Origin of the sequence: Kribbella sp. CA-294648, from assembly GCF_050943845.1 — a bacterium.
In the GTDB taxonomy this organism is placed as follows: domain Bacteria; phylum Actinomycetota; class Actinomycetes; order Propionibacteriales; family Kribbellaceae; genus Kribbella.
Genome location: NZ_CP191981.1, coordinates 6,673,425 through 6,698,732 on the forward strand (window position 1 = coordinate 6,673,425; position 25,308 = coordinate 6,698,732).

At 67.4% G+C, this 25,308-nt stretch carries 22 protein-coding genes; 10 read left to right on the forward strand and 12 right to left on the reverse strand.

All coding sequences use genetic code 11. The annotated features are described in order from the left end of the window. The 5 genes from ACQPYM_RS31520 to ACQPYM_RS31540 form a co-directional block, all read right to left on the reverse strand. A complete protein-coding gene (locus ACQPYM_RS31520) occupies positions 1-1,431 on the reverse strand; it encodes a GH1 family beta-glucosidase (RefSeq protein WP_433007771.1) in 1,431 nt (476 codons plus the stop codon). Beyond that, complete coding sequence (locus tag ACQPYM_RS31525) at positions 1,428-2,279, reverse strand: carbohydrate ABC transporter permease (RefSeq protein WP_433007773.1); 852 nt, start codon at positions 2,277-2,279, stop codon at positions 1,428-1,430. The genes ACQPYM_RS31520 and ACQPYM_RS31525 overlap by 4 nt, the downstream gene beginning before the upstream one ends. Next, positions 2,276-3,229 carry a carbohydrate ABC transporter permease gene (locus tag ACQPYM_RS31530; RefSeq protein WP_433007775.1) on the reverse strand — a complete coding sequence of 318 codons (954 nt, stop codon included), beginning with the start codon at positions 3,227-3,229 and terminating at the stop codon, positions 2,276-2,278. Before ACQPYM_RS31530 ends, ACQPYM_RS31525 begins: the two co-directional genes overlap by 4 nt. After that, positions 3,226-4,524, reverse strand: coding sequence for an ABC transporter substrate-binding protein (locus ACQPYM_RS31535; protein ID WP_433007777.1), 1,299 nt, complete (start codon positions 4,522-4,524; stop codon positions 3,226-3,228). The genes ACQPYM_RS31530 and ACQPYM_RS31535 overlap by 4 nt, the downstream gene beginning before the upstream one ends. 242 nt (positions 4,525-4,766) lie before the next feature. Beyond that, positions 4,767-5,387: a putative quinol monooxygenase gene (locus ACQPYM_RS31540; RefSeq protein ID WP_433007779.1), complete on the reverse strand. Its 621-nt coding sequence runs from the start codon at positions 5,385-5,387 to the stop codon at positions 4,767-4,769. Between the two features lie 141 nt (positions 5,388-5,528). Between ACQPYM_RS31540 and ACQPYM_RS31545 the strand changes: the two genes are divergently transcribed. Then, positions 5,529-6,299: an AlkZ-related protein gene (locus ACQPYM_RS31545; RefSeq protein ID WP_433007781.1), complete on the forward strand. Its 771-nt coding sequence runs from the start codon at positions 5,529-5,531 to the stop codon at positions 6,297-6,299. A 9-nt stretch (positions 6,300-6,308) separates the two neighbouring features. Here the strand turns inward: ACQPYM_RS31545 and ACQPYM_RS31550 are convergent, their stop codons facing one another. From ACQPYM_RS31550 to ACQPYM_RS31560, 3 genes are all read right to left on the reverse strand, one after another. Then, positions 6,309-6,659 carry a VOC family protein gene (locus ACQPYM_RS31550; protein WP_433007783.1) on the reverse strand — a complete coding sequence of 117 codons (351 nt, stop codon included), beginning with the start codon at positions 6,657-6,659 and terminating at the stop codon, positions 6,309-6,311. A 5-nt stretch (positions 6,660-6,664) separates the two neighbouring features. Then, positions 6,665-7,486 carry a MerR family transcriptional regulator gene (locus ACQPYM_RS31555; RefSeq protein ID WP_433007785.1) on the reverse strand — a complete coding sequence of 274 codons (822 nt, stop codon included), beginning with the start codon at positions 7,484-7,486 and terminating at the stop codon, positions 6,665-6,667. Between the two features lie 162 nt (positions 7,487-7,648). Then, a complete protein-coding gene (locus ACQPYM_RS31560; protein WP_433007787.1) occupies positions 7,649-9,520 on the reverse strand; it encodes a ricin-type beta-trefoil lectin domain protein in 1,872 nt (623 codons plus the stop codon). Positions 9,521-9,755: 235 nt separating this feature from the next. Here ACQPYM_RS31560 and ACQPYM_RS31565 point away from each other — a divergent pair, with 235 nt between their 5' ends. Continuing rightward, entirely contained in the window at positions 9,756-11,024 is a 1,269-nt protein-coding gene (locus ACQPYM_RS31565) for a ricin-type beta-trefoil lectin domain protein (protein WP_433007789.1), read from the forward strand. A gap of 81 nt (positions 11,025-11,105) precedes the next feature. On the opposite strand, the gene ACQPYM_RS31570 is transcribed toward ACQPYM_RS31565, so the two are convergent. Both ACQPYM_RS31570 and ACQPYM_RS31575 read right to left on the reverse strand, forming a co-directional pair. After that, entirely contained in the window at positions 11,106-12,455 is a 1,350-nt protein-coding gene (locus tag ACQPYM_RS31570) for a GH1 family beta-glucosidase (RefSeq protein ID WP_433007791.1), read from the reverse strand. A 111-nt stretch (positions 12,456-12,566) separates the two neighbouring features. Continuing rightward, positions 12,567-13,748, reverse strand: a complete 1,182-nt coding sequence (locus ACQPYM_RS31575; RefSeq protein ID WP_433007793.1) for an ROK family protein — start codon at positions 13,746-13,748, stop codon at positions 12,567-12,569. A gap of 331 nt (positions 13,749-14,079) precedes the next feature. Here ACQPYM_RS31575 and ACQPYM_RS31580 point away from each other — a divergent pair, with 331 nt between their 5' ends. From ACQPYM_RS31580 to ACQPYM_RS31615, 8 genes are all read left to right on the forward strand, one after another. Further along, entirely contained in the window at positions 14,080-15,114 is a 1,035-nt protein-coding gene (locus ACQPYM_RS31580) for a LacI family DNA-binding transcriptional regulator (RefSeq protein ID WP_433007795.1), read from the forward strand. A gap of 200 nt (positions 15,115-15,314) precedes the next feature. Continuing rightward, positions 15,315-16,994 carry an ABC transporter substrate-binding protein gene (locus tag ACQPYM_RS31585; RefSeq protein ID WP_433007797.1) on the forward strand — a complete coding sequence of 560 codons (1,680 nt, stop codon included), beginning with the start codon at positions 15,315-15,317 and terminating at the stop codon, positions 16,992-16,994. A gap of 78 nt (positions 16,995-17,072) precedes the next feature. Beyond that, on the forward strand, positions 17,073-18,140 hold the full coding sequence (locus ACQPYM_RS31590) for an ABC transporter ATP-binding protein (RefSeq protein ID WP_433007799.1): 1,068 nt from the start codon (positions 17,073-17,075) through the stop codon (positions 18,138-18,140). Beyond that, the gene (locus ACQPYM_RS31595) at positions 18,137-19,117 is read left to right on the forward strand and encodes an ABC transporter permease (RefSeq protein WP_433007801.1); all 981 of its coding nucleotides are present in this window, start codon (positions 18,137-18,139) and stop codon (positions 19,115-19,117) included. The genes ACQPYM_RS31590 and ACQPYM_RS31595 overlap by 4 nt, the downstream gene beginning before the upstream one ends. 3 nt (positions 19,118-19,120) lie before the next feature. Then, positions 19,121-20,167, forward strand: coding sequence for an ABC transporter permease (locus ACQPYM_RS31600; RefSeq protein WP_433007803.1), 1,047 nt, complete (start codon positions 19,121-19,123; stop codon positions 20,165-20,167). Continuing rightward, positions 20,164-21,168, forward strand: a complete 1,005-nt coding sequence (locus ACQPYM_RS31605) for an ABC transporter ATP-binding protein (protein ID WP_433007805.1) — start codon at positions 20,164-20,166, stop codon at positions 21,166-21,168. The genes ACQPYM_RS31600 and ACQPYM_RS31605 overlap by 4 nt, the downstream gene beginning before the upstream one ends. A 70-nt stretch (positions 21,169-21,238) precedes the next feature. After that, a complete protein-coding gene (locus ACQPYM_RS31610; protein ID WP_433007807.1) occupies positions 21,239-22,681 on the forward strand; it encodes a GH1 family beta-glucosidase in 1,443 nt (480 codons plus the stop codon). Positions 22,682-22,804: 123 nt separating this feature from the next. After that, on the forward strand, positions 22,805-23,347 hold the full coding sequence (locus tag ACQPYM_RS31615; RefSeq protein ID WP_433023428.1) for a DUF3626 domain-containing protein: 543 nt from the start codon (positions 22,805-22,807) through the stop codon (positions 23,345-23,347). Positions 23,348-23,484: 137 nt separating this feature from the next. Here ACQPYM_RS31615 and ACQPYM_RS31620 read toward each other — a convergent pair whose 3' ends face one another. Together ACQPYM_RS31620 and ACQPYM_RS31625 are read right to left on the reverse strand one after the other, a co-directional pair. Beyond that, the gene (locus tag ACQPYM_RS31620; RefSeq protein ID WP_433007809.1) at positions 23,485-24,810 is read right to left on the reverse strand and encodes an FAD-binding oxidoreductase; all 1,326 of its coding nucleotides are present in this window, start codon (positions 24,808-24,810) and stop codon (positions 23,485-23,487) included. Between the two features lies 1 nt (position 24,811). Beyond that, a complete protein-coding gene (locus tag ACQPYM_RS31625) occupies positions 24,812-25,231 on the reverse strand; it encodes a DoxX family protein (RefSeq protein WP_433007811.1) in 420 nt (139 codons plus the stop codon). Positions 25,232-25,308: the final 77 nt, after the last annotated feature.

Genomic DNA, 25,308 nt, shown 5'->3' on the forward strand with positions numbered 1-25,308 from the left:
CTAGTGTCCCGCAAGCGGGACACTGGGCCTGCCTCGGATCAGGTCTCCGTACCAAAACGCGCTGCTCTTGAGCGTCCGGACCTGCGTGGCGTAGTCGACGTAGACCAGCCCGAAGCGCCGCGAATAGCCCCAGGACCACTCGAAGTTGTCGAACAGCGACCAGCAGAAGTAGCCGCGCAACGGCACCCCCAGATCGATCGCCGCCTGGCAGGCACGCAGGTGGCCGTCCAGGTAGCTGATCCGATCCGGGTCGCGGACCAGTCCGTCGGGATCCGGTACGTCGGCGAAGGCCGCCCCGTTCTCGGTGACGTACAGCGGCACCGGCGGGTACTCCCGCGACACCCGCTCGAGAACGCGGGTCAGCCCTTCGGCGTGGATCTCCCACCCCATCGCGGTGACCGGCAACTCGCCCTTCAGGAATCCGACGTGCTCACTCCCCGGCCACGGCGACGCTCCGCTGCCGACTCCTCCCCCATGGCCGTCATCACCATCGGTCTGCTCACCCGTCACCACGTGACGGCTGTAGTAGTTGACACCCAGCACGTCGAGCGGGGTCGAGATGATCGCCAGGTCGCCGTCCCGCACGTGCGAGAAGTCGGTCACCGAAGCGAGGTCCGCGACCACGTCAGCCGGGTAGGAACCAAGCAGGACCGGGTCGAGGAAGAACCGGTTCTGCAGCCCGTCGATCCGCCGCGCCGCGTCGAGGTCGATCTCGCGGTCGCTGACCGGCGCAACGTCGTACAGGTTGATCGTCACGCCGACCTGGTGGCCGCCGGATCTGATCAGGCCGGCGGCGAGACCGTGTCCGAGCATCAGGTGATGCCCGGCCCGGACGGAGGCCGCCGGATCCTGCCGGCCCGGCGCGTGCACGCCGGACCCGTACCCGAGGAACGCCGAGCACCACGGCTCGTTCAGCGTGGTCCACTGCTTGACCCGATCACCCAGTACTGCGGTGATCGCGCCGGCGTAGTCGGCGAACCGCTCCGCCGTGTCGCGCTCGGGCCAGCCGCCGGCGTCCTCCAGCGGCTGGGGCAGATCCCAGTGGTACAGCGTCGGCCACGGCTCGATGCCGGCGGCAAGCAGTTCGTCGATCAGCCGCAAGTAGAAGTCCACCCCCGCCGGGTTGAGCGCACCGCGACCGTTCGGCTGGACCCGCGGCCAGGAGATCGAGAAGCGGTACGCCTTCAGCCCGAGCTCGGACATCAGCGCGACGTCCTCGCGGTACCGGTGGTAGTGCTCGATCGCGACATCGCCGGTCTCGCCACCGAGCACCCGGCCCGGCGTGTGCGAGAAGGTGTCCCAGATCGACGGCCCGCGCCCGTCGGCGGCCGCGGCACCCTCCACCTGGTAGGCGGCGGTGGCCGCGCCGAACAGGAACCCGGTGGGGAACTCCAGTCCGGTGCCTGGCTCGGTCTGGCTCTCGGTGGTCACGACTTGATCGAACCTTCCATGATGCCGCCGATGATCTGGCGGCCGAACAGGATGAACACCGCGAACAGGGGCAGCGTGGCCAGGGCCGTCGCCGCGAACACCTGCGCGTAGTCGGTGTAGTACGCCGTCGCCAGCAGGCTGAGTGACAACTGGACGGTGGGAGTGTTGGCGTCGAGCACGGCGTACGGCCAGATGAACTCGTTCCAGGTCTGCATGAAGGTCAGCAGACCGAGCACGGCGGCCGCGGGACGCAGTACCGGCAGAACGACGTTCCAGTAGACCCGGAAGGTCGAGCAACCGTCCACCCTGGCTGCCTCCACCAACTCGTCCGAGATCGCCTCGGCGGCGTACTGGCGCATCATGAAGACGCCGAAACCGCTGACCAGGAACGGCACGATCACCGATTGCAGATCACCGTTCCAGCCGATCTTCACCATCAGCATGTAGAGCGGGATCAGGCCGAGCTGGACCGGCACCATCATCGTCGCGACGATGATCAGCAGCATCGCGTTGCGGCCGCGGAAGCGCAGCTTGGCGAACGCGAACCCGGCCAGCGTGGAGAAGAAGACCACCGAGATGGTCACCACGCTGGAGACCACCAGCGAGTTCACCAGTCCGTACGCGAACGCCGCGTGATCGTTGGCGAACACCCGGCCGACGTTCGCGCCGAGCTCACCCCCGGGCAGCAGCGGCGGCGGGACGTCGTTGATCACGTCGTTGGACCGGGTGGCCACGACGGCCATCCAGTAGATCGGGAAGATCGAGATCAGGCAGCCCACGATCAGGGCCAGGTACGTCAACGGGCTGGTCCGCCACAGCCGCACCGAGGCGGCTCTCATCGCGGTCATCGGGCCGCCCTCCGAACCAGCAGCAGGTTGACCAGCGAGAACACCACGATCAGGCCGAACAGCGACCAGGCGATCGCGGCACCGTAGCCGTACTGGAAGCGCTGGAACGCCGTCTCGTACATGTACATGGCAACCGTCTGGAACTGCCCCATCGTGCCGCCGAGCATCCGGCCGTTGCCGAAGATGACCGGCTCGGTGAACAGCTGCAGGCCGCCGATGGTGGAGATGATCACGGTGAAGACCAGGGTCGGGCGCAGCATCGGCACGGTGATCCGCCAGAACTGCTGCCGGGGCGTCGCGCCGTCCAGCGCCGCCGCCTCGAACAGGTCCTTGGAGATCGCCTGCATCGCACCGAGCAGGATCAGGGTGTTGTAGCCGGTCCAGCGCCAGTCGACCATCACGGCGATCGCGATCCAGCTGGACCAGGTGTTGGCCTGCCAGTCGACCGCGTCCAGGCCGAAGGTGGTGACGACGTAGTTGACCAGGCCGACGTCGCGGGCGAACAACTGCCCGAAGACGATGCCGACCGCCGCCACCGAGGTGACGTTGGGGATCAGCACGCCCATCCGGAAGAAGGTCCGGCCGCGGATCTTGCGGTTCAGCAGGTTCGCCATCGTCAGCGCCAGCAGCAGCTGCGGCACGGTCGCGATCACGAAGATGCCGATGGTGTTCCGCAGCGCGTTCCAGAAGTCCGGGTCCGAGAACAGCGTCGTGTAGTTACCGAGGCCGACGAAGGTGTGCTCACCGATCAGGTGCCAGTCGTGCAGCGACACCCAGCCGGTGTAGATCAGTGGGAACGCCCCGAAGATCGCGAACAGGACGAAGAACGGCGCGATGAAGAAGTAGGGCGCGAACTTCACATCCGCGCGCGTCAGCCGGGAGCGCCAGGGAACCCGGTCGCCGGCGGCACGTGCTGCCGCCGGCGACCGGACGACGCTGGAAGAGGTCACTTCGCCTCTTTGACAGCGGTCTTCTGCGCCTGCTGCCAAGCCTTGTCGGGGGTGAGCTTGCCCTGCTCGACGGCCTGCATGGCCGGCTCGAAGGCCCGCTCCTTGACGGCCTGGTGCTTCGGGCCGAGCACGACCGGCTTCAGCGACTTGGCGCCTTCACCGAAGATCTTGCCGACCGGAGCGTTGGAGAAGTAGTCGTTGGTCAGCGCCAGGAACGCCGGGTCGTCCAGTGCCTTCGGCGAGGACGGCAGCGGTCCGGCCTCCTTGAAGGCGGCCACGTGACTTTCCGGAGTGGTCAGGAACTTGGCCAGCTCGTAGGCCTCCTTCGGGTGCTTGCTCTGCGCCGGTACGGCGAGCCACGAGCCACCCCAGTTGCCACCGCCACCAGGCACCGCGGCAACGTCCCACTTGCCCGCGTTCGCGGCACCGGAGTTGGTCTTGATGATGCCGAGCATCCACGACGGGCACATGGTGACCGCGAAGCTGCCGTTCTTGAAGCCCGCCTCCCAGTCCTTCGACCAGGTCGGGACCTTGGCGCTGACACCTTCCGACACCATCTTCATCGAGGTGTCCCAGGCCTGCTTGACGACCGGGTTCGAGTCCGCGATCAGCTTGTTGTCGCGGTCGTAGAAGTTCGTCTCGCCCGCCTGCGACAGCATCGCGCTGAAGCTGGTGGTGACCGAGTCGACGAAGCCCTTGGCGCCGGTGTTGGCCGCGCTGAACTTCTTGCCGGTGGCGATGAACTCGTCCCAGCCCGGCCACAGCTTCGAGACCGCGTCGCGGTCGGTCGGCAGGCCGGCCTTGGCGAACAGGTCCTTGCGGTAGCAGACGGCCAGACCGCCGACGTCGGTCCCGAGCCCGATCAGCGGCCCGTCGGCGCCGACCTTGCCGAGCTCCCACTTCCACGGCAGGAAGTTGGCCTGCTGGTCGGCCGCGCCGTGGTCGAGCAGGTTGACGAAGTTCTGCGGCTGGGTCTTGAACTCGTTGAGGATGCCCTCCTCGAGCGCGACCACGTCACCGGCGCCGGTCCCGGCGGCCAGGTACTGGGTCAGCTTGGGCTTGTAGTCGTCGAGCTTCTGCACACTGCGCAGCTCGACCTTCACGTTCGGATGGTCCTTCTGGTACTGCTCGACCAGCGCCTTGTAGCCGAACTCGCCGAACGTGTCGACGACCAGGTTGATCTGGCCGTCCGCGGCGGGCTTGGTACCGGCCGTTTCCTTGCTGCATGCCCCGACCATGCCCATTGCTGTCACGGCAGCCACCGTGACCGCCAGGAACCGCTTCGTCTGGCTCATCGCCTGACCCCTCCTCGATATTCTGCGCCTCATCTGGGAGCGCTCCCAAGAGCATCAGGCGTGGTTCCGAGGCTGTCAAGACCTCAGTGGGAGCGTTCCCAAATCGAGTCCGAGCCGTTGCTCCGGTCTCGCTGGGCCGTTACCGGGGGTCGCTGCGGTTCCTGCCTCGACAAGAAGCGGGGACCTCGGACGGGTCCTGCCTTGTCCGAGGTCCCCACTTCCTGTTCGGTGCGCTGCGGCAGTCAGGTCAGCTCGGGCACCCGCAAGTGGGCCAGCGCGAGTTCGAATTCGCCCACATCGAGCACCTCTGCCCCAGCGTCCTTCGAGCCCGCCGATCGCACCGCCGCGGCTGCCTCCCGGTTGCTTTCCATCGCCTGCACACTGTCGTACGTCACCGAGGAGACAACCCGACCGGAACTGCGGTCGACCAGCAGACTGGCGCTGCAGAAGCCGGCGAGCTCCTCGGCCCTCGGCAGGGATGCCAGCCGGAAGACGTCGATCGCCCGGTCCAGGTCCGCGGCGTCGACCTGCATCCAGGTGACGCGGACGCAGGCACCCTGCGTGGACTGGTGGTCGCGGTGCAGGACGGCGATCTCCCACTCGTCGACCTGCGGGCTGCCACCCAGCATCTCCGCGACGCGGTCCCGGATCGGCTGGAGCTCTTCGTCGGTGGCCCGCATCGCCTCCTCGGACCGCCAGGCGCTGGTGACGATGCACCGGCCGGATGACCGGTCGACCAGCATGGACAGGCCGATACAGCCTTCCATCCGCGTGATCATGGGCATCACGTTGTCGCGCACTTCAGCCATGCCGGCGTCGACGGACTCCGGCCTGGCCATGATCGTGGTGGAACGCGCGTACACGGTCCACCCCCTTCGGATCTGGGTGGCACCCCGGTGGCGCCACCGGTCCCTGTCCACATTCCTCCGCTCGCCGTCGGCTCGCAATACCTCCCATCGGCCTCTCACCGCCCAACTGTCGGCGCCCGGTGATTGACTGTCCGGATGGCACGCACGAGTACTCCGGACCGACCGTTGGACGACGAGCTGGCGCAGGCCCGCGCCACTCGCTGGTGGGTGCGCGGCCGCCGGGTGGGCTCGGTCGAGCGAGCCGGGAAGTTCATCGACGATGTCGGTTTCGCCCTGCTGTTCCCCGCACCCAAACCGATCGGCCCGTCACTGTGGGAGGCCGTGGCCGGTGAGGATGCCGAGCCCTTCGCCGACGGCATGGGCGAAGCCGAACAGAAGGTCTGGAGCTGGAAGGACGAACTCCCCCGGCGCGGCCTCGCCTGGTACGGCGCCTTCGTCGGCGGGCGGGGCACGTTCCTGTCACCAACCCTGCTGGCCGCTCTCTATCCGGGCGAGGGCGAGCTGGACGACCATGAGCGGCTGGAGCTCTCACCGGTAGCACACGAGCTCGCCGCGGCCCTGGCGATGGAGCCGCTGTCGAGCGCCTCGCTCCGCACGCTCGTCGGCGACAAGAACAGCTACCAACGCGGAATTGGTGAGCTCCAGAAAAACCTGCTGGTGACGACCGCGGGGATCGAGGAGCAGAGCAACGGCTGGCCGGCCACCCTGCTCACGCTCACCTGCGAGCAGTTCGAGGTCGGGGGCCGGCCAAATCACAGCGAGGCGGCTCGCCAGTACCTCGACACGATGCTGGACACCAGCGCCGCCGAGTTGGCCCGCGCCTTCCGCTGGCCGACGGCCGAGGCTCGCGAGCTGCTCGACGAAGTGGCCGGCACCGCGGACGGCCGCCGGTACCAGCCACTCTGAGCCGTCAGGTCAGCGCACCTCGCCCAGGTCGAAGACGTTGCCTTCAGGGTCGGCGAGCGTGACCCAGTGCGCGCCGTACTCGTCGAACTCGCCGACCCGCTTGGCGCCGAGGCCGACGATGCGGTCGAGCTCGGCGGTCCAGTCGGTGGCGGCGAGGTCGACGTGCAGCCGGTTCTTGCCGACCCGCTCCTCGGGCACCTGGATGAACATCAGCGCGGTGCCCTCGCCACCCTTGTTCACGGTGGCGAAGAACTCGTTGCCGTCAGCATCGACCTTGGACTTCAGCACACCGGCCCAGAAGCTCGCCAGCTCGGCGGCGTTCTTGCAGTCGAAGACGACGTGCTCGAGAGTGATGGACATCTGGTTCAGCCTTTCGGGGTGGGGATCCGCTGGATCGGCCAGCAGACCTCGGTACGGAACTCGGACTCGTCGACGCCGTCGCCCGGGCCGGTGACATACAGCTCGCGGATCGGCCCGGGCGCCACCTCGCAGTACTCCGCGACGTGACTGCCGAGCGCGCCGTAGACGCGGTCGAAGTCGGTGAACGGCCCTTCGTGCACGGTGATCGCGAAGAAGCCGGCCGGCAGGTCGACCAGGCCGACGCGATCGATCGGACTCTGGTCCGGCGCGACCGGCAGGAAGCCGACCACTTCACCGGCTTCCTCGGTGAAGAACTCGTCGCTGTACGTCGCGCCGGGCGTGGCCGTGATGCCGTGCCGGCCGGCGATCTCGCCGAGCAGGCCGAAGGTGGTCTGGCACCATTCGCTGATCGCGTCCCGCTCGACCCGATCGGTGACGGAGAACGCCCGGAACGCGGGCAGAAACCGGTACTCGACGGCGAGCTCTGCCAGCGGCAGGGTCAGCATCGAGCGCAGTGACGCGACCACGTCCCGGGTCTGGGCCAACTCGCGCTCCATCTGGTCCAGATGCAACCGCAACGTCTGATCGCGAGTCTGGACGTCGGGCGCCTCGACCACCGCTCGCACCTGAGCGAGCGGCATCTGCAGATCCCTGAGCCGCCGGATCAACTGCGCCACCGGCACCTGCGCGGTTTCGTACCGCCGGTAGCCCGACGACGCGTCGATCCGGGCCGGCGCGAGCAGCCCGATCTCGTGGTAGTGGTGCAAAGTCTTCACGCTGAGATGCGTGAGCCTGGAGAACTCTCCGATGGTCACCGACGCCGTCATGGGGACAACCTTCCACCCTCCGCCTACCGGAGAGTCAAGGCCGGTACTCCGCGCCGTTTTGGGCCGTTTCGGGCCTTTTGGGCGCAGCCCGACCGCCACCGGGGGCGCGGTGGCGGTCGGGCTGCCGGTGTCCCCGTGCGGACACCTGCTCAGGGGTGCGGGTCAGATCGTCCACTTCTGGTTCGCGGCGCCGGTGCAGCTCCAGATCTGCAGCCTGGTGCCGTTCGCGGAGTTGTTGCCGGTGACATCGAGGCACTTGTTCGCCTGTGGATTCACCAGGTCGCGCCCACTCGTGTAGGTCCACTGCTGGGCGGCACTGCCGTTGCAGGTGTAGAGCTGGGTTTGGGCGCCGTCCGCTGTCGAGCCGCCCGCCACGTCGAGGCACTTGCCGAGGGCGCGAAGGGTGCCGTCTCCAGGCCGGCTCCACTGCTGCGCGCTGGTGCCGTTGCAGTCGTACAGATTGACCGCAGTACCGTCCGCGCTGTTCGCACCGGCCACGTCGATGCATTTGCCGGCCAGGCCGGTGATCTGGCCGCCGGTACCGCCGCCGCTCTGGCTGCCGGACCAGGTGAAGGTCGCCGAGGTCTTGGTGGGGAGGGTGTAGACAAAGGACTGGCTGCCCCAGTTCACTCTGATCGACTGGTTACCGCCGGTGGTGTTGTAGGCGATCAGCGCCTTGGAGCCGTCAGAGTTCTTCCAGGCGACGTTCTTCACCGAGCTGTTCGCGTCGGACTGGATCCGGACCGCGCCCGGCTTCACGAACTTGGTCAGGTGGCCCATCGTGTAGTACTCGATCGTCTTGTCCACCTGGCCGGACCGCGAACCGCCGCGCTGGATGGTGACCAGCCCGGTACAGACGTTGCAGCCGGCACCGACGTACGGAAGCATGTTCTGGTCCTGGCCGAGGCTCCACTTGACCCACGACTTGCTCCAGTTGCGGGTGTAGTCGATCAGGTTGTTCATGTCCTCGACCTGCTGGTTCGGGATCCAGGTCCCGCCCGAGTGCTCGGTCATGTAGTGGTTCACGGCCGGGAACTGGTTGTGGATCGTGCTCTGCAGGTTCACGTCACCGCCGTAGCCGTGCCAGGCGATGCCGCCGAACAGCGGGTCGGCGCGCAGGCCGGCGTCGTTCAGCGGCACCGAGCCGAGGTCGTCGTAGTTGCCCCAGTTGTAGTCCAGGATCATCACCTTGGTGGTGATGCCGGCCGCCCGGAAGGCCGGGAACAGGTGGTTCTTGGTGAAGTTCAGCAGGCCGGCGCCGTTCCAGTTCATCGACGCGTAGCCGGTGTTGTCGGTGCCGCAACAGGTCGGTTCGTTCTGCACCGACACGTAGTCGATCTTGAGTCCCTGCGCGGCGTTCTGCTGCACGTACTTCACGAAGTACTGCGCGTAGAGCGGGTAGTACTCGGCCTTGAGCCAGCCGCGGTTGGTGAACTTGTTGTTGTCCTTCATCCAGGCCGGTGCGCTCCACGGCGCGCCCTTGACCTTCAGCGCCGGGTTCAGCTGCTTGGCCTGTTTGGTCAACGGGACCACATCGGCCAGGTCGTGGTTGATGGTGAAGTCGTTCAGGTCGCAGCAGGTGTCGTCGTACGAGTAGTTGAACCGGGCCAGGTCGGAGGCGCCCATCGGGTTACGGGTGAAGGCGAGGCCGATGCCGTTGACCGGGTCGAACAGGTCCTTCATCACCTGGTTGCGGGTGGTCGCGCTGATCGTGTTGCTGCTGTTCAGCAGCCACGCGGCGCTGTCGGTGAAGGACGCGCCACCGCCCTCGAAGGTCTGGTACGTCGTGTTCTCGTTGACCGTGATCGTCTGGTTCGCGCTGCCGCCGGCCGGACCGAAGTTCAGCGGCGTCTGCTGCTGCAGGCCGCGGGTCACGTTGCGGCCGGCGGAGTCGTTGGTGGTGGTCAGCCAGACGTTGACCTGCTCACTGGCGGCGTGCGCCGGCTGCGGGTGGCTGACGCCGGTCGCGATCACCGACAGCGCCGCGAGGCAGGCCAGGGCCGGGAGTGCGCGTCGGGGCAGAGACGAGGGCATGGGCGGATCTCCCTTTTGCTCAAGGGGTTTTGAGGCGTCTGCCCGCGCCGCAACTGGTGGTCAGCACGAGGTAACCATCCGTGAAGTTCGCTGTCAACGGTGCGAGGAGGCTTTTTTCACGACTTATATTTATGCGTGGCCTTGACCTGAGAGCGTTCTCACAGCAGGCTGCCACCCAGCGATTCCTGTCTCGCGACAGTCCGCCCCCGCCCCCACCGCGAGAAATGAGGCACGCATGAGATTCCCGCGTTCCCGGATCCGGTCCGCAGCACTCGCCGCCGCTGGCGTCGCAGTACTCGGCACCGCCCTCCTCCAGTCCCCAGCAACAGCCGGTACTACGACTGCCGAGACGGCAGCTGCCCCGACGGCAGCGGCCGCGGTCGGTCCGGTGCTCTTCGAGGACAACTTCGACGGCCCAGCCGGCCAGGCGCCGGACTCCAGCAAGTGGCGCTACGACATCGGCGGCCACGGCTGGGGCAACAACGAACGCCAGTACTACACCAACAGCACGCGCAACTCCGCCAAGGACGGTGCCGGGAACCTGGTGATCACGGCCCGTCGCGAGAGCGGTGGCTTCCAGTGCCACTACGGCCCCTGCGAGTACACCTCGGCCCGGCTGCTCACCGCCGCGACCTTCACCCACACGTACGGCCGGTACGAGGCGCGGATGAAGCTCCCGCGTACCCAGGGACTCTGGCCGGCGTTCTGGATGCTCGGCACCGGCAACAACGGCTGGCCGGGCAACGGCGAGATCGACATCATGGAGAACATCGGCAAGGAGCCGAGCAACTCCTACGGCACCCTGCACGGTCCCGGCTACTCCGCCGGCGAGGCGATCAGTTCGCGCTACACGCTGCCGAACGGGCAGCAGTTCGCCGACGGCTTCCACACCTTCACTGTCGACTGGGAGCCCAACGTCGTCACCTGGTATGTCGACGGCATCCAGTTCGCCCGCAAGACCCCGGCCGACCTCGGCGGCGACCCGTGGGTGTTCGACCACCCGTTCTTCATGATCATGAACGTGGCGGTCGGCGGCTACTGGCCCGGCTACCCCGACGGCAGCACGGTCATGCCACAGACCATGGTCGTCGACTACGTCCGCGTCAACAGCCTCACCAGCAACGGCGGCGGAGGCGGCGAGGTCAAGGCGCTGGGCAAGTGCATGGACGTCGCCGGAGCGAACGCATCCGACGGTACGCCGGTCCAGCTGTACGACTGCAACGGTTCCGCGGCCCAGAAGTGGAGCCGCCCGGGTGACGGCACGATCCGTGCCCTCGGCAAGTGTCTGGACGTCGCCGGCGGTGGAGTTGCCGACGGCACCAAGCTCCAGATCGCCAGCTGTAGTGGCAATCCGGCCCAGCAATGGACCTACACCGGCGCCCGCGATCTGGTGAACCCACAGTCGAACAAGTGCCTCGACGTCCCGTCCGCCAACCCCGCCAACGGCAACCGCCTGCAGATCTGGACCTGCAACGGCACCGCGGCCCAGAAGTGGACCTTGTAACTCTCGGGGGTTAACCCCCGAGAGGTTGGGTCGCCCCGTCAGATTCTGGCGGGGCAACCCTGCGTTTGAGGGGTTAACCCCTCAAACGCCAACTGCGCGGTGCGAGGCGATGAGCTCCCGGTAGGTCTTGCCGCTGGTCTTCATGACCCGCTCGCCGCTCGGGTAGTCGACATAAGCGAGGCCGAAGCGAGGCGCGTAACCGTAGGCCCACTCGAAGTTGTCCAGCAGGGACCAGGCGAAGTACCCGGCCAGCGGAGCGCCTTGCTCGACAGCGCGGACACAGGCGGCCAGATGCCCTTCCAGATAAGCGGTTCGGGCGGTGTCGTGGACATTGAAGTCCTGGTCCGGCTGGTCGACCCAGGCCGAACCGTTCTCGGTGACGTAGATCTTCTCGGCGCCGTACTCCTTGGTCAGCCGCAGGATCAGCTCCTCCAGACCCGCCGGGTGAACCTCCCAGTCCAGCATCGTGTGCTCCGGATTCGGACCCGGGACCTGGCGGAATCCCAGCACAGGAACGGATTCGTCGGCCTTGACGATCTGACGGAAGTAGTAGTTCAGCCCCACGAAGTCGGTCGGCGCCGCGATGAGCTCGGCATCGCCGGGTTGCTCGGGCAGCTCCACGCCGTACACGTCGACCATGTCGGCCGGGAAGCCACGACCGAACAGCGGATCGAGCCACCAACGGTTGATGTGGCCGTCGGCGACCTGCGCGGCGCGGATATCGGCGGGCTCTGTGGACACCGGTTCAACACCACTGAGGTTGACGACCAGCCCGACCGACGGCGACTTCGGCGCCGACGCGCGCAGCGCCGCGACCCCGAGCCCATGCGCCAGCATCAGGTGGTACGACGCCCGCACCGCGATCGCCGGATCGGTGATGCCGGGCGCCATCCGCCCTTCCCAGTGGCCGATCCAGGCCGAGCACAACGGCTCGTTCAGCGTGGCCCAGTCGGTCACCCGGTCACCCAGCTTCGCTCCGACCACAGCGGCGTACTCCGCGAACCGGTACGCCGTGTCGCGGTTCTCCCAGCCGCCGAGCTCCTGCAGCGCCTGGGGCAGATCCCAGTGGTACAAGGTGACGAAGGGTTTGATGCCATTGGCAAGCAAGTCGTCGACGACCCGGTCGTAGTACGCGAGGCCGGGCGCGTTGACGGCGCCGGAGCCGGTGGGGATCACCCGGGGCCAAGCGATCGAGAACCGGTACGCGTCGACACCGAGTTGCTTCAGGAGTTCGAGATCCTCGGGCCAACAGCGGTAGGAGTCGCAGGCGACATCCCCGGTGTCCCCATTGTCGATCGCACCGGGAACCCGGCAAAAGGTGTCCCAGATCGACGGCAGCCGGCCGTCGACGTCGACAGCACCTTCGATCTGGTACGCCGAAGTGGCAGTACCCCAGACGAAGTCCTGCCGGAGCGGGGAGAGCTCGACCATCGGTGACCCCCAAGGGGTAGCGGGCGGGTTTTTTCAAAGCATAGTTGAAGTGCTGAACCCGTAATAGCGATCCCGGGTTCCGGAACTCCCCGACGTCAAGCGGCAGGTTCGTCAGCGGGCCGTGGGAAGCGGCGGGCTTCCGCCATCACGGAGGAGGCGGAGGACCGGGAGGGTGGCGGCGCCCATGGCTACGGCGTCGCGGCCCAGCTCGCAGAGTTCGAGAGAGACCTGTGCGTAGGGCTGGCGGAGCGCGTGCCGGCCGACCGCTTCGCGGAGTTGCGGGAGATAACGTTCACCCAGCAAGAGACCGGACCAACCGCCGAGCACGATCTTCTCGGGATTGAACAGGTTGACCAGGTTCGCGAAGCCCGCGCCGAGATAGCCGATGGTGTCCTCGACCACCTTCGCCGCGACCTCCGAAGTACCGACGGCGTCGAGCAGGTTGGTGAAGGCGACTTCCTCATCGCCCGGCACGACCTCACCGCCGGCCAGCCGGTAGCGGTCGAGCACGCCCTCCGCACCGACGTACGCCTCCAGGCATCCTTCGGCGCCACAGCGACAGCCGCGACCGCCGTACATGATCGTGGTGTGGCCCCACTCCCCCGCGCTGCTGCGGATGCCTCGGTAGCTCGAGCCGCCGGTGACGAGCGCGGCCCCGACGCCGGACCCGACCAACGCGACGACCGCATCCGTCGCACCCCGGCCGGCCCCGAACCACATCTCTGCCTGGCCAAGGGTGTTCGCGCCGTTGTCGACCTGGATCGGGATCTCCGTCTCGGCGGCCAGCATCGCGCCGAACGGAACCGCGTCCCAGCCAAGCGTTTGAGCGTGCACCACCGCATCAGCCGGTCCCTCGACGATGCCGGCCACAGCCACCCCTAGACCGATCACCCGGTCGGACGAGATGTTCGCCTCCGCGAGCACTTCCGCCAAGCCGGCCAGCACATATTTCACCGCGAGCGCGGGAGCCGGTTTCGGGGTCTCGATCGGGTAGACCTTGGTCGCGAGCACGTTCATCGCGAGATCGAACAGCTCGACCCGGACCCGCGTCTCGCCGACCTCGGCGCCGGCGACGTACCCGAAGGCCGGGGCGACGCGCAGCAGCACTCGCGGCCGGCCACCGTCGGACTCGACCGAGCCGGCCTCCTCGACGACACCCTCGTCGAGCAGTTCCCCCACGAGATTGCTCACGCTGGCAGCACTCAGCGAGGTGCGGTGGCCCAGTTCGAAGCGGCTGAGCGGACCATCCCGGTAGATGCTCGTCAGCAGCACTGAGCGGTTGGACCGGCGCATGTCGCGCACCGTGGTCCGGCGTCCATCCATTGTCTGCGGTCCCACCCTTGGAAGTCACCGCCTGCCGACGGCCGAGAACGATCCCTCGCGGAAGCCTCCATCATGCACCAGCAGCGACCGCGGCCGGGCGGAAGCGGCCCTGTTCAGAAGACAACGAAAGACTTCTTACAAGTCGTGAACTTAGTGCATTTTCGTTACCGCTTCGTGATTGACGTGAGCTGACTCACTCCGGTTCACTCTACGGAACCGCTTCCGAAACCGGTTCCGGCCGGTTCGGTCACCAACCGGACACCCGCCACACCCACACCCCAACCGCCCGAGGGGAGCTGAAGTGTCGATCACCATCGCCGATGTCGCCGCCCGCGCGGGAGTCAGCAAGACCACAGTCTCCCGGGTACTGAACGGCAAGGGCGAGCTCGATCTGCGCACCGCCGAGCGGGTCCGTCAGGTGATCGCCGAGCTCGGCTACGTACCGAGCGCCCGCGCCGTCGGACTGGCCCGCGGCCGGACCCGGATCGTCGGCATGCTGGTCCCCTCGCTGACCTGGCCCTGGATGGGCGAGGTCCTGCAGGGCGCCGTGGACGTGGTCGAGTCCGAGGGCTACGGCCTGCTGCTGTTCACCTGCAACCGGGGTGAGGAATCCATGCAGCAGTTCGCCTCGCAGGTCTCGGCCCAGTCGTTCGACGGCCTGCTGGTGATCGAGCCGGAAGGCACGCTCGCCTACATCGAGCAGTTGCACGCGCGCGGCCTGCCCGTCGTACTGATCGACGACCGGGCCAAGCAGCCCCTCTTCCCGTCCGTCGCCACCACGAACCGGACGGGCGGCGCGACCGCGGCCCAGCACCTGCTGGAGCTCGGCCGCCATCATCCGCTGGTGATCACCGGCGTGGAACGGTTCGGCTGTACCCAGGAACGCCTGGAAGGTTTCCGCGACACCTACGCGGAAGCCGGTATCGAGCTCGACCCGCGGCTCGTCATCGAAGGCGACTTCACCCACGACTCCGGCCGCCGCGGCGTCCAGCAGGCACTCGACGCCGGACTGCGGTTCGACGCGATCTTCGCGCACAACGACCTGACCGCCGGCGGCGCCATCCAGGCCGTCCGGGAGACCGGCCGGAACGTGCCGAACGACGTGTCGGTCGTCGGTTTCGACGACATCCCCTACGCCCAGCACACCGAACCGCCGCTGACCACGGTGCACCAGCCGATGCGTCAGATGGGCCAGACCGCGGCCCGGCTGCTGATGAGCTACTTCGACGGCAATCCGCTGCCCGAGGAACCCCAAGTGCTGCCCACGACGCTGATCGTGCGCAGCTCAACCGCCCCCGTGACCGCCCGCCACAGCCCCGACCGCGCGCCGCGCTGAAGGCTCCGGCGGCGGGGTGGCTGCCCCCGCTCCGCCGCCGGACATCCACGTAACAAAAAGCACCGATATCGATCCGTTAGGGACGCTGTTCTTCCCATGAGAGCGCTTTCACGGCACGATGCGAACGCCCCCAGGCTCCACCAACCGACAGTCATCGCGCTGTCATCCGCCAACCAGTTGGACGAAACACAGGAGGAACGATGCGAGCTCGACGCTCAGTCGCGCTAGCCCTCACGGGCGTGCTCGCGGCAGCCCTGACGGCTGCCTGCAGTAGCGGGGAAGCCAAGAAGGAAACCGCCGGCTCGGGCGGCACCGCGACGGTGCTGAACGTCGGCATGCCGAACGGTCCGCAGACGGAGAACCACAATCCGTTCCTCGGCTCCTCGTCGGGCGCCTCGCTGGGGTACCGCTGGATGATCTACGAGCCGCTGGTGATGATCAACGGCATCAAGCCCAGCGAACCGGGCAAGCCGTGGCTGGCCACCGAATGGAAGTGGGCCGACAACTTCACCAAGCTCTCGCTCACCGTCCGCGACGGGGTCAAGTTCTCCGACGGTACGCCGATGACGGCCGAGGACGTCGCGTACTCCTTCCAGCTGCGCAAGGACAACGAAGGCCTCAACCAGGACGCGATCCCGTACGGCGCGATCACCGTCGCCGGGAACAAGGTCGACCTGACCTTCACCAAGTCGCAGTTCGTCAACCAGAACAAGGTGCTCACCGTCTTCGTGGTGCCGAAGGCCCAGTGGTCCACACTGAAGGACCCGAGCCAGGACACGCTGAAGAACCCGATCGGCACCGGCCCGTACAAGCTCAAGTCGTTCACCCCGCAGAGCACCACGCTGGAGGTCCGCGACTCGTACTGGCAGGACCTGCCGAAGGTCAAGGAGCTGCGGTACACGTCGTACAACGACAACAACGCGCAGACCACCGCGCTGGCCAACGGCGCCTCCGAGTGGAGCTTCGTCTTCGTTCCGAACGTGAAGACCGTCTTCCAGAACAAGAACCCCGAGCACCACAAGGTCTGGGCGCCGGCGAACCTCGGCATCCACGGCCTGTGGATCAACACCACCAAGAAGCCGTTCGACAACCCGGCACTGCGGCGGGCGATGGACAAGGTGATCAACCGCGACGACATCTTCCAGCAGGCCGAGGCCGGCTATTTCTACCCGAAGATCGAGTCCGTCACCGGCATCCCGACCCCGGCCGGTGAGTCGTACATCGCGCCGGAGTTCAAAGACAAGAAGCACACGGTCGACGTCGAGGGCGCCAAGAAGGAACTGGCCGACGCCGGTTTCAAGCTCGAGGGCGACGTCCTGAAGGACCAGAGCGGCAAGCCCGTCACGATCACGCTCACCGACCCGGCCGGCTGGTCCGACTACATCACCAGCCTGGAGATCATCAAGGACAACCTGTCCACGATCGGGATCAAGGCGACCGTCGACAAGGCCAACCAGGACGCCTGGTTCAAGGCCTTCGACGAGGGCAACTTCGAGGCCGGCATGCACTGGACCAACGGCGGCGCGACGCCGTACGACATCTACCAGAACATCATGGACGGCAAGATCCTGAAGCCGATCGGCAAGGGCGGCGTGAGCGGCAACTACGGCCGCTTCAACAGCCCGGAGGCGACCAAGGCGCTGGACGAGTACGCCAACGCCACCGATGACGCCGCACGCACCGCGGCGCTGCACCGGCTGCAGAAGATCATGGTCGAGCAGATGCCGATCGTGCCGACCGGCGCCTCCAACATCGGTGCGCTGTACAGCACCAAGAACTGGACCGGCTGGCCGGACGACTCCAACCAGTACGCGCCGGCCCAGCCGACGCAGCAGAACGCACTCCAGATCGTCCTGAACCTGAAGCCCGCAGGCGCCTAAGGACCTGCCGCGGCCGGGATCCCACCACCTGGGGGTCCCGGCCGCGGTACCGCGATCAAGCTAGGAGTTCGAAACGTCATGACGGCGACCGAGACAGCACCGGTGACCACGGGCGACGTGGTCCTCGAGGCCGAGGGCCTCACCAAACACTTCCCCGTACGCCGGGGGCTGCGCGACCTGTTCAGCAAGGAGCGCAAGGCGGTCCACGCGGTGGACGACGTCCAGCTGACGCTTCGCCGGGGCCGGGTCACCGCGCTCGTCGGCGAATCCGGCTCGGGCAAGTCGACCGTGGCGCGGCTGCTCGCACAGCTCTACTCCCGCACCGACGGCGACATCCGGCTGCACGGCAAGTCGATCACCGTGCACGGCGGGCGGAAGTTCCGCGCCTACTGCCGCCAGGTGCAGATGATCTTCCAGGACCCGTTCGCCTCGCTGAACCCGGTCCACACCGTGCGGTACCACCTGACCCGGTCGCTGAAGATCCACGGCCGTGCGGGCAAGAACGCCGCTGAGCTGGAGAAGAACCTCGCGGACCTGCTCAACCGCGTGCAACTGACCCCGCCGGAGCGCTACCTGGACAAGTTCCCGCACGAACTGTCCGGCGGGCAGCGCCAGCGCGTGTCGATCGCCCGCGCGCTCGGCGCCGACCCCGAGGCGCTGCTGGCCGACGAGCCGGTCTCGATGCTCGACGTCTCCATCCGGCTCGGCGTGCTGAACCTGCTGCGGGACCTGAAGGAACGCCTGAACCTGGCCATTCTCTACATCACCCACGACATCGCCTCGGCCCGGTACTTCGCCGACGAGACGCTGGTGATGTACGCCGGCCGGATGGTCGAGGGCGGCGACTCCGAGACCGTCACCCAGCACCCCGCGCACCCGTACACCCGGCTGCTCATCGAGAGCGCACCCGACCCCGACCGGCTCGACCGGGTCGGTGACGCGAAGGACGCGCCCGAGGACCAGGCCGGCGGTGAGCCGCCGAGTCTGATCGCGCCGCCGACCGGTTGCCGGTTCCATCCGCGCTGCATCCACGCGATGCCCAAGTGCTCCAGCGAACTGCCGCCCCGGTTCGAACTGCCGGTGATCGCCGGCGAGGGCGAACACTGGGCCGCTTGCTGGCTCTACGAGGAAGGGGCCGCGAAGTGAAGTTCCTGCTGCAGCGGATCGCGTTCTACCTGTTCACCGCCTGGGCCGCGATCACGATCAACTTCTTCATCCCGCGGATGATCCCCGGCGACCCGGTCACCTCGCTGATCAACAAGTTCCAGGGCCAGATGAGCACCGAGGCGATCCAGTCGCTCTACGTGCTGTTCGGCCTGGACAAGGACGCCAGCCTGTGGAGCCAGTACATCGACTACTGGGGCCAGGTGTTCCGCGGCGACCTCGGCTTGTCGTTCACCTTCTTCCCGACCCCGGTCTCGGAGATCCTCGGCCAGAGCCTGCCGTGGACGATCGCCCTGGTCGGCATCACCACGTTCGCCAGCTTCATGATCGGTACGTCGCTCGGCGTCCTGGCCGGTTGGCGCCGTGGCTCCTGGCTGGACGGACTGTTGCCGGTGACAACATTCCTGTCGTCCATCCCGTACTTCTGGCTCGGACTGCTGGCGATCGCCCTGCTGGCCGGCCAGGACAGCTTCTTCCCGTCGTCGGGTGGTTACGAGCCTGGCCTGGTGCCGTCGTGGGACGGTGCGTTCATCAGTAGCGCCGTCCAGCACAGCCTGTTGCCGGCCATCACCATCCTGATCTCGTCGGTGAGCGGCTGGATCCTCAGCATGCGCAACATGATGGTCACCGTCGCGTCGGAGGACTACATCACCGTCGCGCACGCCAAGGGCCTGAGCGAGCGCCGGGTGATGGTCAGCTACGCCGCCCGCAACGCGCTGCTGCCGAACGTGTCCGGCTTCGCGCTCTCGCTCGGCTTCATCGTCGGCGGCACCCTGCTGGTGGAGATCGTCTTCTCCTACCCCGGCATCGGCTACAACCTGTTCCAGGCCGTCGGCTCCAAGGACTATCCCCTGATGCAGGGCGTGTTCCTGGTCATCACGATGTCGGTCCTGCTCGCCAACCTGATCGCGGACGTCGCGTACCTGCTGCTCGATCCCCGCACCCGTAAGGAGGGCTGACCGATGTCCGCACCAGCCACCACCATCACCGCGGTCACCCCCGAAGGCCCGGCCGGCGCCGTCGCTCCGGCCAAGCGCCAGCGGCTGCGGTTCGTCGCCAACCCGAAGGCCGCGACCGGCCTGGTCGTGCTCGGCTTCTTCTGCCTGATCGCGGTCATCGGTCCGTGGATCGCGCCGTACGATCCGTCGGCCCGCAGCAACGACCTGATCCAGGCACCGTCCGGCAAACACTGGTTCGGTACGACGCACCTCGGCCAGGACATCTTCAGCCAGGTCCTCGTCGGCACCCGGGGCGTCATGTTCGTCGGCCTGCTGGCCGGCATCATCGCGACCGCGCTGTCGGTCCTGATCGGGGTCAGTTCCGGCTTCCTCGGCGGCGCCGCCGACGAGGCGCTGTCCGCGCTGTCGAACGTCTTCCTGGTCATCCCGGCACTGCCGCTGATCATCATCGTCGCCTCCACCATCCCCAGCGCCGGCGACCTGATGGTTGCCTTGGTCATCGGTCTGACCTCGTGGGCCTGGGGCGCCCGGGTACTGCGCGCGCAGACACTCTCGTTGCGGCGGCGCGACTACGTCGAGGCGGCCCGGGCCAACGGCGAGACCACCTGGCGGATCATCAGCTTCGAGATCCTGCCGAACCTGACCGCGATCATCGCGTCGGGCTTCGTCGGGACCGTGATCTTCGCCGTGATGTCCGAGATCACCCTGGCCTTCATCGGCATCTCCACCATCTCCGAGTGGAACTGGGGCACCATCCTGTTCTGGGCGCAGAGCCAGCAGGCGCTGGCCCAGGGCGCCTGGTGGTGGTTCGTCCCGGCCGGTCTGGCGATCGCCATCCTCGGTACGGCGCTGTCGCTGATCAACTTCGGCATCGACGAGTTCGTCAGCCCGCGGTTGCGCAGCAGCGGCCGGACCAAGGTGAAGACGGCCGACGGCCACACGGTCAAGATGCGGGTCGGCTTCACGCCCGTCCTGTCCCAGAACGGCAAGAAGGACCCGGTCACCCCGGTGATCCGGAAGGCCCCTGACGAAGCGAAGGGCGTCGCATGAAGGCACCGGTGCTGGAGATCAAGAACTTCGACGTCGACTACGGGTTGGGCGACCAGGCCGTACAGGCGGTTCGCGACGTCACCCTGACGCTGCATCGCGGCGAGGTGCTCGGCCTGGCCGGCGAGAGCGGAAGCGGTAAGTCGACACTTGCCTACGGCATCACCCGGCTGCTCCCACCGCCCGGCGTGATCAGCGGCGGCAGCGTCATCTACCACCCGCCCGGCGGCGAGCCGTACGACGTGATGGCGCTCAGCAACGCCGAGCTGCGCGCGTTCCGCTGGGCCGAGACCTCGATCGTCTTCCAGGGCGCGATGAACTCGCTCAACCCGGTGCACAAGGTCTCCACCCAGATGCTCGACGTGATCCGCGCGCACGAACCGCAGCTCAGCCAGGAGGCCCGGGTCGCCCGGGCCAAGGAGATGCTCAAGCTGGTCGGTATCTCCGCGGACCGGATGGACGCCTACCCGCACCAGCTGTCCGGCGGGATGCGGCAGCGGGTGATGATCGGGATGGCGCTCGTCCTCGAGCCGCAGGTCGTCATCATGGACGAACCGACCACCGCACTGGACGTCGTGATGCAACGCCAGATCCTCGCCCAGCTGGTCGAGCTGCGCGAACGGCTCGACTTCTCCGTTCTGTTCATCACCCACGACCTGTCGCTGCTGGTCGAGTTCTCCGACCGGATCGCGATCATGTACGGCGGCCGCATCGTCGAGCAGGCGAAGTCGGCCGACCTCTACAAGGACTCCCTGCACCCGTACAGCGAGGGACTGCTCAAGTCCTTCCCGGCACTGCGTGGCCCGCGCCGGGAGCTGGCCGGGATCCCGGGCTCGCCGCCGGACCTGCGCGGCATGCCCAGCGGTTGCGCGTTCCATCCGCGATGCCCGCACGCGTTCGACCGCTGCTCGACGGAGATCCCCGTCCTCGGCGTCCCCGAGGCGAGGAACGACCCGAACCGCGAGGTGGCCTGCTGGCTACCCGGCCGCGTTCCGGTCGGCTGATCTCCCACCCCCACACCACGAAGGGAGCCAGTACGGCGCTCGCCCACCGGCGGGCGCCGTACACACGCCTATGAACACCCCCGCCATTCCCACCACCACCGACTCCCCCACCACCACTGTGTTGACCGCGACAGCTGCTGAGCAGGAGCTGATCGCGGGCCTGCCGACCGGGTTCCGCTGGGGCGTCGCGACTTCGGCGTACCAGATCGAAGGAGCTGTCGACGCCGATGGCCGGACGCCGTCGATCTGGGACACCTTCTGCACCGTCCCGGGCGCGATCGACAACGGCGACACCGGCGACATCGCCTGCGAGCACTACACCCGGATGCCGCAAGACGTTGCCCTGATCAAGGAACTCGGGCTCGACACCTACCGCTTCTCGGTCTCCTGGTCACGCGTCCAGCCACACGGCACCGGCCCGGTCAACCCGGCCGGCATCGCGTTCTACGACCGCCTCGTCGACGAGCTACTTGCCCAAGGCATCGACCCGTGGGTGACGCTCTACCACTGGGATCTCCCGCAAGAACTCGAGGACGCCGGCGGCTGGCCGGTGCGCGATACGGCGTACCGGTTCGCGGACTACTCGATGCTGGTGTTCGACGCGCTGAGCGACCGAGTGGACACCTGGACCACGCTCAACGAGCCGTGGTGCTCGGCGATGCTCGGCTACGCGTACGGCGCCCACGCTCCCGGCCGCAAGGAGTACCCGGCCGCAGTCGCCGCGGTCCACCACCTCCTCCTCGGCCACGGCCTGGCCACCGAACGCATGCGTGAAGCTGCCCCCCGCAAACTCGACATCGGCATCACCCTCAACGCCGCAACGGCGTACCCGGCCAGCGACGCCGAGCCGGACCTCGAAGCAGCCCGTCGCGCCGACGGCATGGGCGCGCGCGTGTACCTCGACCCCCTGGTGCACGGCCGCTACCCCGCCGACGTGATCGCCGACCTGGCTGCCGAGGGGATCGAAATCCCTGTCCAGGAAGGCGATCTGGCCACCATCTCGGCCCCGATCGATGTCCTGGGCATCAACTACTACTTCAGCCAGAAGTTCACCGGGTACGACGAACAGGGCCGCACCACCGGCGACAACGGCCTCCCGATCACCCGGACCCTCCCACTGGACAAGCCGCGCACAGCGATGGACTGGGAGATCGTCCCCGAGGGTTTCACCGACCTCCTGGTGCGCATCAGCAAGGACTACCCCACCCTCCCGATGGTGATCACCGAGAACGGCTCCGCCTTCGAAGACACCCCCGACGAGAACGGCTACGTCGCCGACCACGGCCGCACCGCGTACTTCGCCTCCCACCTGGCCGCCGTAGCCGAAGCCATCAACCAAGGCGCCGACATCCGCGGCTATCTGGCCTGGTCCCTCCTCGACAACTTCGAATGGGCCTACGGCTACGACAAACGCTTCGGCATCGTCCGCGTCGACTACAAAACCCAAACCCGAACCCCCAAACAAAGCGCCCTCTACCTCCGCGACGTCGCCCACCACCACCGCACCCGCTGACCCGTACGACGGAACCCGCGCCCACCCAGGACGCGGGCTCCTCAGCTGACGGCCCCGGCCTAGTGCGATCATCCGCTCGTGTCTACGGAACTCCCGCCGGTTGCACCCGCCGCTGGCCGTCCTGTGTACGGAGCCTTGAATTTCCGCCACAAGCCGGTCGGCGCCGCGCCGCGCTTCGGCTCGGCGCATCTCCGGTTGAGTGCCGGCGTCCTGCCGCGGACCACTTTCTGCTACCCCGACAGCCATCGCGAACCGGCGAACTTCGCTGTGGCGGCGAGGATGTCCCTGATCGACTTGGCCGAGTCCGACAAGCAGGACGACCTTGACGACTACATCGAGGCACAGGTGCACGGCCCCGTGCGCCTTGATCACGACGTCGAGGCGTTGGTGCTCGACCCGAGCTACCGCGATACGCCGGTCGAAGTCGCGGCCCGCCAGTTGCCCTGCCTTGTCGAGTGGCATCACGGCTTCCGGTTGAGCGTCGAGGGGCTTCGACGGCACCCGGAGTACCGAGGTCAGCGGTACGTCGAGCTCGGGGCGACGATCGCCGTGGACGGGTGGCTGACGCCGAAGGTGATCGGCGATGCGGCGGCCCTTGGCAGCTATGACGATCAAGCCCTCAAGCGAGTCTGGCACTGCCTGGCACGCTTCGGCGGCATGAAGTGACTTCTGGGGCTGGGCTGTGTGCCGAGCGACAGGACGTGTTTGGCGAAGATCAGTGCACCTGAGCCTGGCCGCCGAGGTCGTGCACAGCGTTCCAAGGGTGCACTACCTGTCGTTCGGGACGTAGTCCGCCAGCAGCGTCATGGGCGGATGTTGAGGGTGTGGCGGAAGACGTTGGTGGGGTCGTACTGTTCTTTGATCTTCGCCAGGCGGGTGAGGTCGGGGGGCGAGTAGGCGCGGCGTACTGCGCCGGCATCGGTGTCGGAGATGGTGTTGACGTAGGAGCCGCTGGCGAATTGGTTGAGGCCGGCGGCGTAGTTGCGGACGGTGCTGATTCGGTGGTCGTCGTCGGTCGGGTCGGTCCAGCCTGCTGAGGAGGTGAATTCCACCAGTGCGTCCCGGTGGCTGTAGGCGGAGGCGCCTGGCGGTACGTCGGCGATGGCGCCGCCGTTCAGGGCCAGGCGGGCGCTGACCTCGGTGCGTTGATCAAGGAACGCGTCGATCGCCTCGTCCGGGAGATCGCGCAAGTAGAGGCCTTTGCAGTAGCGGCGGATCGCGTGTTGCTCGATGTCGTCGTCGCCCATCTGGAGCTCCAGGTAGGTGAGTTCACGGGAACCCTCTGAGGTCGGCCGGCCTAGAGCGGCGTACTGCGCCCGCAGGTGGCGCGCCTCGGCGGCGTCGCCGACCCAGACGAAGCCGATGCTCGCCATCGGACGGCCCGCGAACTCCTCCCATCGGCCGACTCGCGCGACCGGCGTGGCCTGGCGTGGGGTTTCCGGGAAGAGGTCACGCCAGCCTCGGAGCGCAGTACGGGCTTCTTGCAGGTCGTAGTAGAAGTCCGAGACATAAGCCTGGGTGCCGACCGGGTGCAGCCGGAACTCGAACTCGGTGACGATCCCGAAGTTCCCACCCCCGCCGCGCAGGGCCCAGAACAGGTCCGGGTGCTCGTCGGCGGCGACCCGCAGTACTGCGCCGTCGGCTGTCACGAGTTGGTAGGAGGCGACGTTGTCGCAGGTGAGGCCGTGCAGGCGGGCCAGCCAGCCGGTACCGCCGCCGAGTGTCAGGCCGCCGGCCCCGGTGTGGGAGACGTTGCCGGCCGTGGTCGCGAGGCCGAAGCGTTGGGCGGCGATGTCGAGCGCACCGAGCAGCGCGCCCCCGCCGACCCAAGCGCGCCGGCTCCCCGGATCGACCCGGACCGTCGCCAGCCCGGACAGGTCGATCATCAAGCCGCCCTCGACCACCGGGAGACCGAGGAAGCTGTGACCACCGCCCCGTACTCCGATCTCTAGCCCGGCTTCCCGACCGTACCGGACCGCGGCAACCACATCGGCGGTGCTCGCGCAGCGGGCGATCAGGGCCGGCCGCCGGTCGATGATCGCGTTCCAGACCGAGCGCGCCGCGTCATAGCCTTCGTCTTCGGGGTGAATCAAGACCCCTTCGAAACCACGGATCAGCAAGTCGGTCATCTCAACGCGCCTCCCCGGCGAACCGGGCGATCAGCGCACGGGTCGAGGAGCGGCGGAACCAGGCGACCAGCCCGGCGATCACCATGATGCCGAGCGGCACAGCAGGCGATCCACCGAGCACGAACAGGGTGGTGATCACGGCGCCACCCATCAGCAGCGCGAGCCCCAGCGCGGCGAGCCCGGTCAGGCGCGGGATCAGTACGCCGATCGCACCGGCGACCTCGAGCGCGCCGACCAGAAACCGGAGCCACTGCCCCGCACCGAGCTCGGCGAACATCTCGACCATCAGCGCGTTGCCGGCCAGCTTCATCACTCCCGCCATCACGAACTCCGCGGCCAGAAACAGCTGCAGAATCCACAGCCCGACCGCGCCCAGCCGGACCTTCTTCGTCGTAGTAGTGGTCGTACTGATAGTGGTCATTTCGTCCTCCGGTGGTGGTTGGTTCGGTACGACGACGATCCATCGGCGGGCGCACCCCGGGCATCCGTGCTCACCAC